Below are 18063 nucleotides of genomic sequence, written 5' to 3' on the forward strand. Positions count from 1 at the left end.
TTTTGTTCATCTTAAAATTCTTAATTCTTAATTCTTGATTTCTGTTTCTTGGTTCAAAAAAGTCTTCGACAAGCTCAGACTGACATTTCGAATTTAAATTGTAATTTGAAGAATAAAAGAAAAACTTCAAATAAATCTACAAACATTCTCCGTGAAAATCTGTGGGATTTGTATCAAGAAAAATACAAAAAAAGAGAGTCAAAACACAATGTCTTGACTCTCTTTAATCTATTATAAGTTTCTTCTAATTATTTAAAATCAGCATCAGAAACTCCTTCGTTTACTTTAATTTCTTTAATAATAAAACTTAAATCCATTGGTCCCATTTTTTGACCAATAGCATGAGGAAACATAATTCCATTTACTGCTTTATAATCAGAATACACAGTTGGTACTGCAACCTCTTTTCCATCTGGTCCTTTTGCGGTCTTAACAGATTTTACTTTTAAGCCAGAAGCCATGTCATAAAAAACTTCAGTATCGTTATATTTTAAAACAATAGCGTTTTTACCATCTAAAGGCTCAATTCTAACCAATTTACCTGAAGTATAATCTAAATCACTAAATAAAGCATTACCACTTTTTGCTTCCGTAATTTGTTCTGGAGTCATAGGTATTTTTTGACCTCTAGCTTCAGAAAAACCAGTTGTTCCATCAAAAACAGTTTTTTGCACGGTATTTCCCATCACAGAAATTACTTGAGAAGTTTTATTTGGTGAAGAAGCTTTTATTGTCATTACTAATGGAGTTCCTTGAATTGTTGCATTTGCAACCATCATTGTAGTTTTAATTGACATAACTTTGTCTTTACCACCAATTGCTTCTAAGTATTTATTTACCACTTTTTCAGCAGTCAATCCATCTGGAATTGGCATTGTCATTGCTGGTTTTGTTGTAGGGTTTCCTTCTTTGTCGAAATATTTTATAATATAATCTGTTTTTTCAAGATTTTTTAAAACATCTATTCCCTTTCCAGTAATAACAATTCTAGCTTTATCTCCTCTAAAATATTTAATTGCAGCATTTTGTACGTCTTCTAAAGTTACTGCGTTAATATTTTTTAGGTAATTTTCGTAATAATCTGCAGGCAAATCATTAATTAAAATATTAAGTGCATTATTGGCAACAGTATTAGGGCTTTCTAAAGATCTAACAAATCCTCCAACATAAGTAGACTTTGCTAAATCTAATTCGGCTTGAGAAGCTTTTTGATATCTAATTCTATTGATTTCTTTCATAAATTCAACAACAGAACTGTCTGTAACCATGTTTCTCACAGATGCAGATGCTTTAAATCTACTAGCATATCTGCTTGCTCCAATTCCTGAATAAGCACCATAAGTATACGCTTTATCTTCACGTAGATTTTTAAAAACTCTACCTGTTCCTCCTCCACCAAGAATTCGGTTTGCTAAAAGAGCAGCAAAGTAATCTTTATCTGAAACCTTTAAATTTATAGCATTTATAACCGCTACTTCAGATTGTACTGCGTTTGGCATATTTATAAAGTTAATTTCTGTTGTAGAAGGATTTTTTACCTCAGGTAAAGCTTCTGCAGACATTACACCTGGTTTCCATCCACTAAATAACTTTGTAATTTGATTTTTAATTGTTTTAAAATCTACATCACCAACAATTGCTAGATAGGCATTGTTAGGTTTAAATTTTTGAGCATATAAATCTTTAACATCTTGTAAGGTGATGTTTTTTAACGTCTCTTCTGAAGTAAATTCTGCATAAGGATGATTCTTTCCATATGTTAAAACTTGATCCACTCTACTTGCAATTGCTGCAACACTATTTTCGTTAGACTTAATACCTTCTAAAGATTGTTTCATTTGCTTATCGAACTCTGCTTGGTCGAAAACAGGATTAAAAGCGGCATCTGCCATTAACTCTAAAACTCTTGGGAAGTATTTAGATAAAGAGCTTGCAGAAGCATTTTCAGCTCCAAAAGAAATATTGGCTCCTAAATAATCTACTTCTTTATCGAATGCTTCTTTAGAGATTGTTGTTGTTCCTGTACCTAACATACCTCCTACAAAACCTTCTACACCTTTTTTAGCTCCTTTAGAATAAGGTGCATTGTCTATAATTAAGGTTGCACTTGCTCTTGGTAATTTATGATTTTCTACCACTAAGACTTTAAGTCCGTTTGGTAATGTGAATTTTTTTGGAGTTCCTAAGTTTATGGTAGGAGCTGGTCCAGATTCTGGCATTTTAGTTCTATCAATTTGAGCAGAAATACTCATTGATAAGAATAAAAATGTAATTATTGAATATATTTTAGTTTTCATTTTTTTACAGTTTTATAAAATTATTTCTTTTGAGATGCTGGTAAATACTCAATTACAACTCTACTATTTTTACCTAAGTATTTTTTTGCAACTTCTCTAATTTCTTCCTTTGTAATAGAGTTAATAATTTCTAACTCTTTATTAATTCTATTTGTGTCGCCAACTAACATATAATTAGTAGCTAAAGATGCTGCAATGTCTTCTACATTATCGTTTGAAGAAACAAAGGTGTTCTCAAACTGATTTCTTACTTTTTGTAAATCTTCATCAGAAATTAACTCAGTTTGTATTTTTAAAATCTCTTCATCCATATCTTTAATTAAATCGTTAACAGGTAATTTACCTGTATGCATAGCAGCAACTAAATAAACACTGTAATCTTCTAATGCTCTTGCGAAAGAAAATGCCTGTAGTGCATTTTTCTTGTCATCGACCATTTTCTTGTATAATCTAGAACTTTTACCATTACTTAAAACAGTAGAAATAACATCTAAAACTTTAGCGTCTCTTTCTTTCATAGAAGGAGTTACATAAGCTAAACCTATAATAGGTAGTTGAATATTAGAATCATATTCTTTAACTCTTTTTTCAGTAGTTCTTTTTGGTTCAGTAATTTTTACAACATTTGGTTTCGTTCTGGATGGAATTGGTGCAAAATATTGCTCTACTAATTTTTTTGTATCACCTTTTTCAAAATCTCCGGTAATTACTAAAACAGCATTGTTTGGCATATACCATTTTTTATAAAAATCTTGGAATTCTTCTAATGAAGCACCATCTAAGTCTTCAATAAAACCAATTAAAGGTCTTCCATAATTATGTTTATCAAAAATATGCTTGTAAATATCTCCATAAATTATTTTACCATAAGGAGCATTGTCTAAACGTTGTCTTTTTTCTTCTTTTACAACTTCATTTTGGGTGTCTATTGCTTTTTGGTCGATAATAGGGTGTAATAAACGCTCAGACTCCATCCATAAAGCTAACTTTAATTCGTTAGAAGGTAAAGTTTGGTAGTAATAAGTTCTATCCCAATTGGTGTTAGCATTTCCACTAGCGCCTCTATTAGATTGAATTTCTCTCCAAGTTGCTCTTTCGATATTCTTTGTTCCTGTAAAAAGTAAATGTTCGTAAAAGTGTGCCATACCAGTTTTACCAGTTTCTTCATCTTTAGAACCTACATGATACATAACACCCACTGTTACTATAGGAGCACTATTGTCTTGATGCAAAATTACATGCATTCCATTGCTTAAATCATACTCCTCAAATTCAACTTTTTGTGCACTTGCAGAAAATGCAACTAACAGAGCTGAAGCAAGAGTTAAAATACTTTTTTTCATTTATTTTTTATTTAATTAATAATTGATGTTTGATATGACGCTCTATTATTAAGTTTGTTACAACAAATTAACAATAAAACTAAAAGAAATTCAAAAGTAAAAAGATTCTATCTAATTATAAAGTTAAAGATTGTTTATTCTCTTGATTATGATTGTATTATTTTTATAATCAAATATTGTATTAAACCAAAAAAGATGTATATTTGCACCCGCATTTTCGGCAACGAAAAGCAAAAACAAAGTATAAATACGCAAAACAAATAGTATGTACGCAATCGTAGAGATAGCAGGGCAGCAGTTTAAAGTTGCAAAAGACCAAAAAGTATACGTACACCGTTTAAAAGGAGAAGAAGGATCGAAAGTTACTTTCGATAACGTTCTTTTACTTGACGATGCAGGTAACGTAACTTTAGGCGCCCCAGCTATAGAAGGAGCTTCAGTAACAGCTCAAATTTTAAGTCACTTACAAGGTGATAAAGTAATCGTTTTCAAAAAGAAAAGAAGAAAAGGTTACCAAAAGAAAAATGGTCACAGACAAGCTTTAAGCGAGATTCAAATTGAATCTATCGCAGCTTCTGGTACTAAGAAAGTAACTAAAAAAGCGGCTCCTAAAAAGGCAGAAGCTAAAGTAGAAGCTCCAAAAGTAGAGAAGAAGGCAGCTCCTAAAAAGGCAGCTAAAAAAGGTGACGATTTAAAGAAAATTGAAGGTGCTGGACCTAAAGCTGCAGAAGCTTTAGTTGCTGCAGGGATCGATACTTTTGCTAAAGTAGCAAAAACAGATGCTTCTAAATTAAGCGAAATCTTAACAGAAGCAAGCTCAAGATTATCTCATATCGTTACAGATACTTGGCCAAAGCAAGCTGGTTTAGCTGCAGAAGGTAAATGGGATGAATTAAAAGAATTACAAGATAGATTAGATGGTGGTATTGAAAAATAATCACTAAAAAATTTAACTTTTAACCTATAAAAACTCAATAAAATGGCACATAAAAAAGGTGTAGGTAGTTCAAAGAATGGTAGAGAATCAGAATCGAAACGTTTAGGCGTAAAGATTTTTGGTGGTCAAGCAGCAATTGCTGGTAATATTATCGTTCGTCAAAGAGGAACTACACACAATCCAGGAGAAAACGTTTACATGGGTAAAGATCATACTTTACACGCAAAAGTAGACGGAATTGTAGAGTTTAGAAAGAAAAAAGACGATAGATCTTACGTTTCTATAACTCCATTCGAAGCTTAGTATTTAAGCTTAAAAATATTAAACGCCCAAACAATTTATTGTTTGGGCGTTTTTGTTTTAGAACATTACTATATCGAAATTTGAATAGTTTACGTAACTTTAGCAACAAATCACAACCATGAAACTTTCCCTACAAGTAATAATGCTATTTTTAGTCATTACCACATTTTCACAAGAGAAAAAATCTTCAGAAAAATTTAAAATTTATAAAGTAGAAGAATTTATTCTCGATAAATCTCTAGATTCTGCAAAGACTTATCTAAAAACTTTTTCTGAGAATGAGTACTCAAAAATTCTTCAAAAAATAATAGATAAAGAAGCTATTTCGTATCTACAGCAATACGAATTCTTTAAAAGAGTTAGCAATAGGCAAACTGTTAAATTCGAAAAAATATCTAAATATTTATATGAAAATATAAAGGAGCCATCCAATAAAAAAAAAATTAACAAAGATTACGTTTTTTTACAATGGTCTCATGTTTCTAAACTTAGAGATGAAGTAGGTTTAGATGAAGCATCTGCCTTACAAAAATCTTTAGAAAAATATGTAAATCAATTTAATGTTGCTAACGTAGAAGTTCAGAAAGCAAAAGTTAGAATTACAACGCATCCTATTGTAATGTTTCAAATAGAGCAAGATGTAGCAAATGGTAAAAAATTATGTTTGGAAAGTTTAAAAAAAGCTGAAGAAATAGAAGACAAACAACTCCAAATTATATTATTGTATCACTTAACAGATTTTCTTATACTCGAGGGAAAACTTCAAGAATATATAGATGTAAGTGAAAAGAGTTTAGAAATAGAAAATGAACTACCAGAAAAATCGCCTTATTATTACAGCATAATTCAGCACTTAATAGATGCATATGTTTATAAAGGAGATAATAATAGTAGGGTTGTAGATCTGTTGGATGAGCTGTATGGTTATGAGCCCACAAAAATTCAAACCTATTCTTTATATGAAAAATTGGTTTCGCGATTGGATAAAAATTCAGATTTAAAAAATAAAATTTTACAGAAGTTTGAAGTTAAAAATGTTTTAGAGTTAGTTCAAAAATTCGAAGATTTAGGAAAAGACCTGAATGAAAATGACAAATTTCACTTGTATAATGAAGCTTCACGTGCATTGGCTAAACATAAATTTTATGATAATGCCATGTCTTACAAAGACAAAGCAATATTTTTAACAAGAAAAATTTATTCAGAAGATCTTTCTAATTCTTTAGCAAATTACAAAACTGAACAAGCTGTTAAAGTTAAAGAAAAAGAAATAGCTCACGAAAAAGAGAAAACAGCTCTATATGGTATTATTGCTCTACTAGCAATTGTTTTATTATTAATAACACTAGTAGTTTTAAGAAAAATTAGAAAACAATCTAAGGAACTATCAGAAAAAAATAGACTGATAAAACAAACCCTAAAAGAGAAAGAATTATTAGTGAAAGAAGTGCATCATAGAGTTAAGAACAATTTTCAGATTGTTTCTAGTTTGTTAGAGTTGCAAAGCAAAGGAATTGAAGATGAGAAGGCAAAAGAATTAGCAAACGAAGGTAAAAACAGAATTAAATCGATGGCTTTAATTCATCAAAAATTATATCAAAATGAAACTGGTTTGGTTAATTTCGATGATTATATTCAACTTTTAACCAAAGAATTAAGTGCTATTTATGGATCAGATAACTCTGTAAAAACAACTATTTCTTCAACAGATATGAGTTTTGATGTAGATACAGCAATTCCATTAGGTTTAATTATTAATGAAATTATTACAAATTCTTATAAATATGCTTTTAGAAACGATAAAGAAAACAAACTTTCTATAACTATCAATAAAGAAAAAAATAGCGATTATAAGTTAACAATAGAAGATAATGGACCAGGATTATCTAATAATTTTGATGTTAAAAAAGCAAAAAGCTTAGGTTTACGTTTGGTAAATAGGTTAGTAAAACAATTACAAGGAACAGTAAATCAAACAAACAAAAATGGCGCAAAGTTCGAAATATTGTTTAAAGATTTTAATACAAGGCAACTTGTAGATTAGTTTTTAGATTCTTAAACTAGACGTTCAGAACATTTTTTTTATGTTTGGGGATTGTTTTTTTATCTAATAACTATTTTAGTAGATTAAATATATAATATGAGTAAGGTAAAAATATTAGTTGTTGAAGACGAGATAATAATTGCAGATAATATTTGCGATGCTCTAAATGATCTAGGCTATAATGCATTAGAACCTGCTATAAATTATACAGAGGCTATAGCAACAATTGAGGCAGAAAAGCCAGATATTGCTATTCTAGACATTCTGCTTTCAGGAAAAAAAACAGGTATTGATATTGCTAAGAAAATTAACGAAAAGTACAAATTTCCTTTTATTTTTTTAACTTCAAATTCAGATGCATTAACTATTAATCAAGCAAAAGAAGTAATGCCACCAGCTTATTTGATAAAGCCTTTTTCTAAAGAAGAATTATTTAGTTCTATAGAAATAGCATTGCACAATTTTTCAAATAAAATTGGAAATGTAAATGACGATAATTTAATTATTAAAGATTCACTCTTTATAAAAGATAAAGGTTTTTACATAAAAATAAATTTTGATGAAATTTTATATTTAAAAAGTGCACATGTTTATATAGAAATGATTCTTAAAAACGATGTAAAGCACGTAGTTAGAAAAAGTTTAAACGATATTTTAGAAAGTTTGAATGATAATTTTGTTCGTATTCACAGGGGTTTTGTTATTAACACAAAATACTTGGAGAAAATTAATCATACTTCTGTAAAAATTAAAAATGAAGAAATTCCTATTGGTAAAAAATATAGAGAGGATATAGTAAAGAGAATTAATTTAATCTAAAAATCTTATTTTTAGAACATTAAAAGAATGGTTTAGAACATTTTTTGTAGTAAAAACTAATTTTTATATACATTTACAACAGTTAAAGTATTAATAAACATTTTTTTCGGGGGAATGTTAATGTTTATAAAAACTTTATTCTAAAATAAAAGAAAGTCGTCTGTAAAAGATGGCTTTTTTTATGTCTGGTTTTTAAGAAACAGACTAACTTCTATTTTGTACTTTTACAAGTATGAAATTCTTGTACGATTTTGCAATTTTTTTAGCCTCACTATTTTTACCAATAGTGGCAATCTTCAATAAAAAAATAACACTTTTTGTTGATGGAAGAAAAGAAACATTTTCTAAAATTGAAGCTTTAAAAAATGAAAAAGTAATTTGGTTTCATGCAGCTTCTTTAGGTGAATTCGAACAAGCAAGACCTATAATTGAAGAATTAAAAAAGAAGACTAAAAAACATAAAATTTTAGTCACATTTTTCTCGCCTTCAGGATATGAAATTCGCAAGAATTATAATTTAGCAGATGTTATTTGTTATTTGCCATTAGATTCTAAATCGAACGCAAGAAAATTTGTAAAAACTGTAAACCCAGAATTGGCAGTTTTTATAAAATATGAATTTTGGCCAAATCTCTTAAATGAATTAAAAAATAAAAAAGTTCCTACTATTTTAGTTTCTGGAATTTTAAGAGAAAAGCAATTATTTTTTAAGAGTTATGGTGGTTTTATGCGAAAATCTTTAGAAGCATTTCATCATTTTTTTGTGCAAGATATTAATTCAGAAAAATTACTGAATTCCATCAATTTTAAAAATGTAACAGTTGCAGGAGATACTCGTTTCGATAGAGTTTCAAAAATATTAGAACAAGATAATACGTTAGATTTTATCAACGAATTTAAAGACGATAAATACACAATTGTTGTAGGAAGTACTTGGCAAGAAGACGAAGAGTTATTAGTGAATTACATAAATAATAAAGCTACAGAAGACGAGAAATTTATTATTGCACCACATAATATTAAAAATGATGCAATTTTAGAGCTTCAAAAATCAATCAAAAAGAAAACTGTTTTGTACTCTAATGTCATTTCGAGCGGAGCCGAGAAATCTAAAAATTTAAAAGATTATCAAGTTTTTATAATTGATACTATTGGTATTTTAACCAAAATTTACGCAGCTGCAGATATAGCCTATGTTGGTGGAGGTTTAAAAACAGGATTACATAATATTTTAGAGCCAGCAACTTTCGGAATTCCGGTTGTCATTGGAAATAAATACGAAAAATTTAAAGAAGCAGTAGATTTAGTGAAAATAGGAGGTTGTCTTTCTATTAAAAATCAGCAAGAATTTACTTCAACTTTTATCAACTTAAAAGAAGATGTAAATTTTAGAAACTTAACCGGAATTATCAACAAAAAATATATTGAAGATAATTTAGGAGCAACAAAATTAATTATGAATTATATAAAAACGAAACTATAAAAATGGATTTTATTTTACAACCTTGGCCTTGGTATGTTGGTGGGCCATTAATTGCATTGTCACTTTTTCTTTATTTTTATTTTGGAAAAAATTTCGGAGCCTCTACAAATTTCGAAACGTTGTGTACAATGGCTGGCGCAGGAAAAGTGTCGGATTATTTTAAGAAAGATTGGAAAGAACGTGATTTTGCATTGCTTTTTGTAGTCGGTTTAATTATTGGAGGTTTTATTTCAGCGACGTATTTAATTCCGAATCAAAATATAGATTTAAACCCAAAAACGGTTCAAGAATTAACAGATTTAGGGTTTAGCAATGTTGCGAATCAGTATTTTCCTGATGAAATTTTTAGTGAAGAAGTTGTGTTTTCTTTAAAAGGATTTTTAATACTAATCTTATCTGGAGTTCTAATAGGTTTTGGAACACGTTATGCAGGTGGTTGTACTTCTGGACACGCAATTACAGGTTTAAGTAGTTTACAATTGCCATCTTTATTAGCGGTAATTGGCTTTTTTATTGGCGGTATTATTGCTGCTTGGTTTATAATCCCTATTTTATTTTAGCTATGAAAAACATAAAATTTTTAATACTCGGAATCTTTTTCGCAATTGTATTAAGTAAAACAGAGGCAATTTCTTGGTATCGTTTTTACGAAATGTTCCGTTTTCAATCTTTTCATATGTTTGGAATTATTGGAGGAGCAGTTGTAATTTCAGCAATAATTATGCAATTGTTTAAAAGCGGAAAAATAAAAGATATCAATGGAAACAAAATTGTTCCAAAACCAAAGAAAAAAGGATTTATAAGTACTATTTTAGGAGGAACATTATTCGGTTTAGGCTGGGGAATTTCTGGAGCTTGTGCAGCACCAATTTTTGTAATTCTTGGTTTTAAATTTTTACCAGCTTTAATTTTATTAGTAGGTGCACTTTTAGGAGCTTTTCTATATGGAATTATAAGTAGAAAACTTCCAAATTAAAATAACAGTTTAGGAACTATTATCATAAAGTAAGCATTAAAATCAGTGTAATTTTGCAATATAAATGAGCAAATTAATAGACAATTTTGGGCGACAAATGGAGTATGTACGTTTAGCGGTTACAGATCGCTGTAATTTGCGTTGCCAATATTGTATGCCAGCTCATGGAATAGATATTGTACCAAGACAAGAGCTACTTACTTTTAAAGAAATGTATCGTTTAATTCGTGTTTTAACAGAATTGGGCGTTAAAAAAGTACGTTTAACTGGTGGAGAACCTTTTGTTCGTAAAGATTTTGTCGGTTTTTTGGAAATGTTGTCTTATAACGATTTGTTAGACGCAATAAATATTACCACAAATGGAGCAATGATTTCTCAACATATTCCAAAGATTGAAAAGCTGGAAAAAGTAAAACACATCAATTTAAGTATCGATAGTTTGCAAAGAGAAAAATTCGCAAAAATTACAAGAAGAGACGTTTTTCCTGAAGTTTATAAAACCTTTGAATTATTAGAAAAAAGTAGCTTAAATTTAAAATTGAATGTAGTTGTACAATCTGGTTTTAATACAGATGAAATTGTAGATTTTGTAAGATTGACAAAAGATAAAAACGTTGCAGTCAGATTTATTGAAGAAATGCCTTTCAATGGAAAAGGACAACGTGACATGCAAGAAAATTGGACGTTCAAGAAGATTTTAAACGAGATAAAAACCGAGTTTGATGTTCAGGAAATTAAATCTGAAAAATCATCTACTTCAAGAAATTATAAAGTTGAAAACCATTTAGGTTCTATTGGGATTATTCCTGCCTTTACAAGAACAATTTGTAACGATTGTAATAGAATTAGAATCACTTCCACAGGAACTTTTAAAAATTGTTTATTTGATGATGGTGTTTTTAATTTGCGAGATTTTATAAGAAAAGGAGCATCCAATGACGATTTAAAAGAACTTTTTTTATCTTTAGTAAAAGATAAACCTGAAAATGGTTTTATAGCAGAAGCAAATAGAAAAGATGGTGGCGCTTCTGAAAGTATGAGTACAATTGGAGGGTAGAAAAAAGCCCATCTTAATCTTCCCAAAGGGAAGAGACACTATTGTGTTTGTAGTGCTCTAAATATTATGTCTTATGAATAATTATAAAAAAGAATTTGAAGTTAATAGAATTTTAGAGTTTAAAAAGGAAATTGAAAAAGGTCTTGATAGTGGGATTTCTGATAAAACTATAAGTCAAATAGTAATAGATGTTGATGAAGAATTAATAAAAAAGATAAATTAAATATTCATTTGTCATTCCTGCGAAGGCAGGAATCCATAATAAGTAGATAGATTCAGAAAATGATTAACTGGAAAACTGTAATTTTTAGAACCCTTTTATTTTACGGAATTACTTTCTTATTACAATCTTTGAATTTTATTATCTAAATTATGGTGCTGATAGCGAACCACCAATAATAATGAAAGTTTGGTATGTAGTTTTTCTATATAATTATCTTCCATTAATTCTACCAAGTTTATATTTGAATTACGTTATTTTTAAGGCTAAAATTAATAAAGATTTGATGAAATTTAATTCCAATATTATAGTCTTAATTTTATTAATTATTCTCTATTTTTTCAAAGAAGATTTTATAAATTTAATTTTGAATTAGATTACACATTTAAATAAATGATTTCAGTAAAAGAAGCAAAACATATAAATTATTCACTTGTCATTCCTGCGCATGCAGGAATCCATAATAAGTTTTTAGGTTTGTATAATGCTTAATAGTTACGATTACACAGTTAGACAAATAAACAACTACACGTTTTTGAAATGATTTCAGTAAAAGAGGCAAAAAAAATAATTTTAAACTCAACTCAAAACTTCGGAGTTGAAGAAATTCCGTTTATAAAATCTGTTGGTAGAATTTTAAAAGAAGATATTCTTGCAGATAGAGATTTCCCTCCATTTAATAGAGTTTCTATGGATGGAATTGCAATTGACTTTACATCATTCAAAAACGGACAAAGAAGCTTTAAAATTGAAGGAATTCAACCTGCAGGAAGTGAGCAAATTTCACTAAATAACCCAGAAAATTGTATTGAAGTTATGACTGGTGCAGTTTTGCCAAATAATACAAATTCAGTAATTCGTTATGAAGATATTACTATCAAAAACGGAGTTGCTACAATAAATATTGATGAAATTAAAGATGCACAAAACATTCATTCTAAAGGAAAGGATGGAAAATTTGGCGATTTATTAATCAAACAAAACACAAAAATATCAGCATCAGAAATTGGTGTTTTGGCAACTGTTGGTAAATCATTTGTAAAAGTTGCAAAGCAACCAAAAGTTATGATTGTTTCCACAGGTGATGAATTGGTTGGTGTAGATGAAATTCCTTTAGAACATCAAATTAGAAGATCTAATGTTTTTACGTTGGTTTCATTATTAGAAAGATTACATATTCCTTCTGAAACTGCTCATATTACAGATGATAAACCCATTTTAAAACAAAAAATAGAAAGGTATTTGCAAGAATATGACGTTTTGCTTTTCAGTGGAGCAGTCAGTAAAGGTAAATTCGATTTTTTACCAGAAGTTTTTAATGAATTGGGTGTAGAAAAATTGTTTCATAAAATTGCACAAAGACCTGGGAAGCCATTTTGGTTCGGAAGCACAGCTTCTTTAAGTATTAGTGAACAGGATGTTTATCAGAATGAAAAAGGAAATAGTAAAAAGAACACAATTGTGTTCGGATTTCCAGGAAATCCTATTTCAACATTTGTAAATTGTTTAGCGTATTTTTATCCTTGGTATTATAAATCAGTTGGAGTAGAGGTTGAAGAGGAAACCGCAATTTTATCAGAAGATTTTGTTTTTAAACCGAGCTTAACTTATTTTTTACAAGTAAAATTAAGTTACAAATTTGGGCATTTAGTGGCAACTCCAATTACTGGAAATGGTTCTGGAGATTTAGCAAGTTTGGTAAATGCAGATGCTTTTATTCAATTACCAAATGATAAAAATGAATTTAAAAGTGGAGAGGTTTTTCCAATAATTAGATATAGATAATGAGTGATTTCACACACATAAACAAAAAAGGAAATCCTAAAATGGTAAATGTTTCTGATAAGAAAATTACCAAAAGAACAGCAATTGCAAAAGCAACAATGTTTTTAGGAAAAGAAGTGATTTCTAATTTTTCAAATGATGAATTAACTACCAAAAAAGGCCCCGTTTTTCAAACAGCGATTATTGCAGGAATTCAAGGTGTTAAAAAAACATCAGAATTAATACCAATGTGTCATCCATTATTAATTAATGGTGTAGATATTGATATTAAAATTATCGATTCAGAAAATATAGAAGTGCTTTGTGAAGTTACTATCGAAGGAAAAACTGGTGTTGAAATGGAAGCATTAACTGGCGCAAATATTAGTTGTTTAACAATTTATGATATGTGTAAAAGCATCAGTCAAAAAATGGTGATTAAAGAAGTATTGTTGGTAGAAAAAACTGGAGGAAAATCGGATATTAAAAATGGCTAAACATAAAAAACATACAAATTTAGAGAGAAGAGATAACGATAATTTCGCTCCAAATGAAATCGCTATTTTAGGTACAAATTGTGGGATAATTTCAGATTTAGTTCATAAGGTTTCAAAAAAATTATCAAACTATAAATTAGCATATTTTGATGCTTCTCACGCAAAAGATATTCAAGAAAATAAACTATCAGAATATACTTTTCATCATGAAGGAAATTTACAAATAACCACTTCTGGAAACGTAAATAAATTTGAACAACGTTTGCAATTTGCACAATACGATTACGTTTTTATCAATGGAAATCATTATCAAGGTGCAAAACAAATATTGATTTTAGACGAAGCAAAAGAAGCTTCCGTATTAAAAAGGTTGGAGCAATTAGACAGCATTCAGTTTATTATAAAGTTGAAAAAAGAAACGGAGTTTTTTGATTTTTTAGTTGAGAAATTTCCAAACATAAAAAATAAGATTTGCTATACTATTGATGAAGTTGATAAAATTGCAAATCATATCAATAATTTAGTTCTAGAAAAAATTGCTCCCATAAAAGGACTCGTTTTAGTTGGTGGGAAAAGCACAAGAATGGGAAAAGATAAATCTGAATTGAATTATTTTGGAAAACCTCAAAAAGAACACGCTAAAGAATTATTAGAAAATAATAATTTTGAAACTTATTATTCTGTTCAAACTGAATTTTCTGTCATTTCGAGCGAAGTCGAGAAATCTCAAAACGAAATTCCAGATGTTTTTCTAAATCTTGGCCCTTTTGGTGGAATTTGTTCTGCATTTCAGAAAGACCCAAATTCAGCTTGGTTGGTTTTAGCAACAGATGTACCATTTGTAAATGATGAAGTAATTCAGCAATTATTAAAACATAGAAATCCGAGTAAAGTTGCTACAGCAATTAAAGGAAAAAGCAAGGAGTTTGTAGAGCCTTTAATTACTATTTACGAACCAAAAGCATATTCAATTTTATTACAATATTTAGCACAAGGATATTCTTGTCCACGTAAAATGTTAATTAATTCTGATGTAGAAATCGTAGAAATTGATGATTCTTTTATTAGAAATGTAAATACTCCTGAAGATTTTGAAAGTGCTAAAAGGGGGATAAAAAACTAACGAATGTCATTTCGACTTTATGGAGAAATCTTACATTAAATTTGAAACGCAGTTTGTCATTCCTGCGAAGGCAGGAATCCATAGAAAGTAAGTTTAGATTCCTGCCTTTGCAGGAATGATAAAACGAATTTAAATATGCATATCATAAAAATGAAACCAACAAAAAATCAACTTTTTAAACGTCAAATAACATTATCCGAAATTGGAGAAGTTGGGCAAGAAAAACTACAAAACGCATCTGTTTTGGTTGTTGGTTGTGGAGGTTTGGGAAGTCCGATTGCGGTTTATTTGGCTTCAAGTGGCATTGGAAAAATCCATTTAGTAGATTTCGATACTGTTGATATTACAAATCTTCACAGACAAGTTTTTTATTCTTTAGAAGATGTAGATCAACCAAAAGCGGAAGTTTTATCAGCATTTATAAAAAAAAGAGCGCCTTTTACAGAAGTAACTTTTTCTAACAACCCAATTACAAAAGAAAATGTTTTTGAATTGATAGAAAAAGTAGATATTATTGTAGATGGAACAGATTCTTTACCAACAAAATATTTGTTAAACGACGCTTGTGTTATTAAAAATAAACCTTTGGTTTATGGTTCCTTATATAAGTTCGATGGTTATGTTGCTACTTTTAATGTCTTGCAAAAAGATGGAAGTTATTCTACAAACTTAAGAGATGCTTTTCCCGAAATGGCAACAGATATCCCAAATTGTGAGGAAGCAGGAACGTTAAACGCAATCGTTGGTATGATTGCGATGCAACAAATAAATGAAGTTTTAAAATTAGTTACAGGAATTGGAAAACCGTTGACAAATCAACTTCGTATATATAATACGTTGCAAAACACCGAGTTAAAAATGAAGTTAAAACCGACTTTTTTGAAAGATAAAATTGCGAAACTTTTTAAAGTTCAAACCTATGTAGATGTTGCTTGTAGTGGACAAAATTCTGATTGGCAAATTTCCCCAGAAGAATTAAAAAAACGTTTGTCATTTCGAGCAGAGGCTAATAATCTGGAAATCATTGCAGTTTTAAACAATTTAAAACTTCCCTTTGATGTGCAACAAACAATTCATATTAATAGTTTTGATGCTGATAAAATTACTGTTGATAAAAACAAAACCTATGTAATGGTTTGTCAGCGTGGTTTTAATAGTTACAGAGCTACTGTAAAATTGAAAAATAAATATCCAGATTTAGAAGTGTTGAATTTAACTGGCGGAATTTCGAGTTACAAATAAAATAAATGAAAAATCCTTTAGAATTTTATACAAAAAATAAAGCTGAGCTAGAAGAAAAAGCAAAAGAGTTAAAAAGTAAATCTGCTAATTTAAGTGTATTTAGATTTGCTGTTTTTTTAGCAACTTGTTTTTTAGTTTATTTGACTTTCGGAAAATATCCTGATGTTTTTATTGTTGCTTTTTTAGGACTTTTACTTTTTGGTTTTTTGGTTACAAAACATGTAAATCTTAAAAGAAAAAGAAATATTCTTGCTAAAAAAATTAAAATAAATGCAGTTGAAATTCAGGTTTTAAAAGGAGATTTTCACCAGTTAGAAACTGGTGAAGAATTTATAAATCCTGCTCATTTTTATAGTAATGATATCGATTTATTTGGATTGGGTTCTTTCTTTCAATCTATAAATAGAACTAAAACAAAAGACGGAAAAGTAGTTTTAGCAAACAGTTTAACAGAAAATAAAACAAATAATATTGTTGAAAAACAAGAAACTTTAAAAGAACTTTCTGGTAAAGTAAAATGGCGTCAGCATTTCTCTGCTTTGGCAAGTTTGGTTTCGGTAAATAGTACTACAAACGCAATTGTTGGTTGGATTTCTAATTACAGTTCTGTATTTCCAAAATTTTTAAAAACCCTTCAAATTGTTTTTACAATCGTTTCTTTAAGCTTAATTGGTTTGATTTCTTTCGGACAAATTTCTTTCACTTATATTGTTATTTGGTTTTTTGTCGGACTTTTTATTACGGGTAGATTTGTAATGAAAATCAACCACCTATACACAGAAGCAAGTAAAGCAAGAGATACATTTAAGCAATATCATTATTTATTAAATGAAATTGAAAATGAGGGATTTACTTCAAAAATATTAAAAGAGAAACAGCAAATTATCAATTCAGAAAGTAAAAAAGCTTCTGTTATTTTTAAAGAATTCGCGAGAATTTTAGATACTTTCGATCAGAGAAATAATATTGTTATCGCAATTTTTGGAAATGGATTATTTCTGTCTGAAATTTACAATGTCTGTAAAGTTGAAAAATGGATTTCAGAATACAAGCATACAGTCGGAAATTGGTTTGAGGTGGTTGCTTATTTCGATGCTACAAATTCGTTGGCGAACTTTAAATACAATCATCCAAAGTTTATATTTCCAGAAATTACTTCAGAAAAAAATGTGATTGAATCTACCAATTTAGGTCATCCTTTATTGAATTCAGAAAAAAGAGTTGATAATGACTTCAACATCAATAAAGAAGAATTTTTTATTGTTACTGGGGCAAACATGGCTGGGAAAAGTACGTTTTTAAGAACGGTTTCTTTATCTATAGTTATGGCAAATTGTGGTTTGCCTGTTTGTGCAGAAAGTTTTAAATATTCGCCAATAAAACTAATTACAAGTATGCGAACTACAGATTCTTTAACGGAAGATGAATCGTATTTTTATTCAGAATTAAAACGTTTAAAATTTATTGTTGATGAAATCGAAAATGAAGATTACTTTATCATTTTAGATGAAATTTTAAAGGGAACCAACAGTAAAGACAAGGCAATTGGCTCTAAAAAATTCGTCGAAAAACTAACAAAATCGAAATCTACAGGAATTATTGCAACGCACGATGTAAGTTTATGTGAGTTGGAAAATGAATTCGAAGACGTAAAAAATTATTATTTCGATGCAGAAATAATCAACAACGAATTGCATTTCGATTATACTTTAAAAAATGGTGTTTGTAAAAATATGAATGCTTCTTTCTTGTTGCAAAAAATGGAGATTATTTAGAGGTTTTGGTGTGAAAAGAGATAGGATTTAAAAAAAGGGAATCAAGAACCAAGAAGAATAAGACTGAATGACGTAAGACTTTATAGTTCGATGTTTTGTTAAAACAAATTTATAAAAACCTCTGTGAACCTTTTGAGAAACAATTAAAGTAAAGAAATTAACACAAGAGTGTTTCTTCCCTTT

16 protein-coding genes are annotated in these 18063 nt (G+C 29.1%); 14 read left to right on the forward strand and 2 right to left on the reverse strand.

Annotated elements, in window-relative coordinates:
- Window positions 1–248 precede the first annotated feature (248 nt).
- Together H9I45_RS12380 and H9I45_RS12385 are read right to left on the reverse strand one after the other, a co-directional pair.
- Complete coding sequence (locus tag H9I45_RS12380; protein WP_088353769.1) at window positions 249–2297, reverse strand: M16 family metallopeptidase; 2049 nt, start codon at window positions 2295–2297, stop codon at window positions 249–251.
- 20 nt (window positions 2298–2317) lie between these two features.
- Entirely contained in the window at window positions 2318–3640 is a 1323-nt protein-coding gene (locus H9I45_RS12385) for a M16 family metallopeptidase (RefSeq protein WP_088353770.1), read from the reverse strand.
- Between the two features lie 265 nt (window positions 3641–3905).
- Between H9I45_RS12385 and rplU the strand changes: the two genes are divergently transcribed.
- The 14 genes from rplU (at window position 3906) to H9I45_RS12455 (ending at window position 17880) form a co-directional block, all read left to right on the forward strand.
- On the forward strand, window positions 3906–4577 hold the full coding sequence (rplU, locus tag H9I45_RS12390; RefSeq protein WP_088353771.1) for a 50S ribosomal protein L21: 672 nt from the start codon (window positions 3906–3908) through the stop codon (window positions 4575–4577).
- A 42-nt stretch (window positions 4578–4619) separates the two neighbouring features.
- Window positions 4620–4880, forward strand: a complete 261-nt coding sequence (gene rpmA / locus H9I45_RS12395) for a 50S ribosomal protein L27 (protein WP_088353772.1) — start codon at window positions 4620–4622, stop codon at window positions 4878–4880.
- Window positions 4881–4998: 118 nt separating this feature from the next.
- Window positions 4999–6924 (forward strand): sensor histidine kinase, encoded by a 1926-nt coding sequence (locus tag H9I45_RS12400; protein WP_088353773.1) that lies wholly within the window; start codon window positions 4999–5001, stop codon window positions 6922–6924.
- Window positions 6925–7020: 96 nt separating this feature from the next.
- Window positions 7021–7743: a LytR/AlgR family response regulator transcription factor gene (locus H9I45_RS12405; RefSeq protein ID WP_088353774.1), complete on the forward strand. Its 723-nt coding sequence runs from the start codon at window positions 7021–7023 to the stop codon at window positions 7741–7743.
- Window positions 7744–7975: 232 nt separating this feature from the next.
- On the forward strand, window positions 7976–9226 hold the full coding sequence (locus H9I45_RS12410; protein ID WP_088353775.1) for a 3-deoxy-D-manno-octulosonic acid transferase: 1251 nt from the start codon (window positions 7976–7978) through the stop codon (window positions 9224–9226).
- A gap of 2 nt (window positions 9227–9228) precedes the next feature.
- Window positions 9229–9786 carry a YeeE/YedE family protein gene (locus tag H9I45_RS12415; RefSeq protein WP_088353776.1) on the forward strand — a complete coding sequence of 186 codons (558 nt, stop codon included), beginning with the start codon at window positions 9229–9231 and terminating at the stop codon, window positions 9784–9786.
- Window positions 9787–9788: 2 nt separating this feature from the next.
- On the forward strand, window positions 9789–10202 hold the full coding sequence (locus tag H9I45_RS12420) for a YeeE/YedE thiosulfate transporter family protein (protein WP_088353777.1): 414 nt from the start codon (window positions 9789–9791) through the stop codon (window positions 10200–10202).
- 64 nt (window positions 10203–10266) lie between these two features.
- A complete protein-coding gene (gene moaA, locus H9I45_RS12425) occupies window positions 10267–11259 on the forward strand; it encodes a GTP 3',8-cyclase MoaA (protein ID WP_088353778.1) in 993 nt (330 codons plus the stop codon).
- A gap of 73 nt (window positions 11260–11332) precedes the next feature.
- Complete coding sequence (locus H9I45_RS12430) at window positions 11333–11482, forward strand: hypothetical protein (protein WP_176397548.1); 150 nt, start codon at window positions 11333–11335, stop codon at window positions 11480–11482.
- Window positions 11483–12019: 537 nt separating this feature from the next.
- Window positions 12020–13264 carry a molybdopterin molybdotransferase MoeA gene (locus H9I45_RS12435; RefSeq protein ID WP_088353779.1) on the forward strand — a complete coding sequence of 415 codons (1245 nt, stop codon included), beginning with the start codon at window positions 12020–12022 and terminating at the stop codon, window positions 13262–13264.
- Complete coding sequence (moaC, locus tag H9I45_RS12440) at window positions 13264–13740, forward strand: cyclic pyranopterin monophosphate synthase MoaC (protein WP_088353780.1); 477 nt, start codon at window positions 13264–13266, stop codon at window positions 13738–13740. Before H9I45_RS12435 ends, moaC begins: the two co-directional genes overlap by 1 nt.
- Entirely contained in the window at window positions 13733–14863 is a 1131-nt protein-coding gene (locus tag H9I45_RS12445; protein ID WP_088353781.1) for an NTP transferase domain-containing protein, read from the forward strand. Before moaC ends, H9I45_RS12445 begins: the two co-directional genes overlap by 8 nt.
- 150 nt (window positions 14864–15013) lie before the next feature.
- The gene (locus H9I45_RS12450; RefSeq protein ID WP_088354039.1) at window positions 15014–16105 is read left to right on the forward strand and encodes a HesA/MoeB/ThiF family protein; all 1092 of its coding nucleotides are present in this window, start codon (window positions 15014–15016) and stop codon (window positions 16103–16105) included.
- A 5-nt stretch (window positions 16106–16110) separates the two neighbouring features.
- Window positions 16111–17880: a MutS-related protein gene (locus H9I45_RS12455; RefSeq protein ID WP_088353782.1), complete on the forward strand. Its 1770-nt coding sequence runs from the start codon at window positions 16111–16113 to the stop codon at window positions 17878–17880.
- Window positions 17881–18063 lie beyond the last annotated feature (183 nt).

The organism is Polaribacter haliotis (genome assembly GCF_014784055.1).
GTDB classification, from domain to species: Bacteria; Bacteroidota; Bacteroidia; order Flavobacteriales; family Flavobacteriaceae; genus Polaribacter; species Polaribacter haliotis.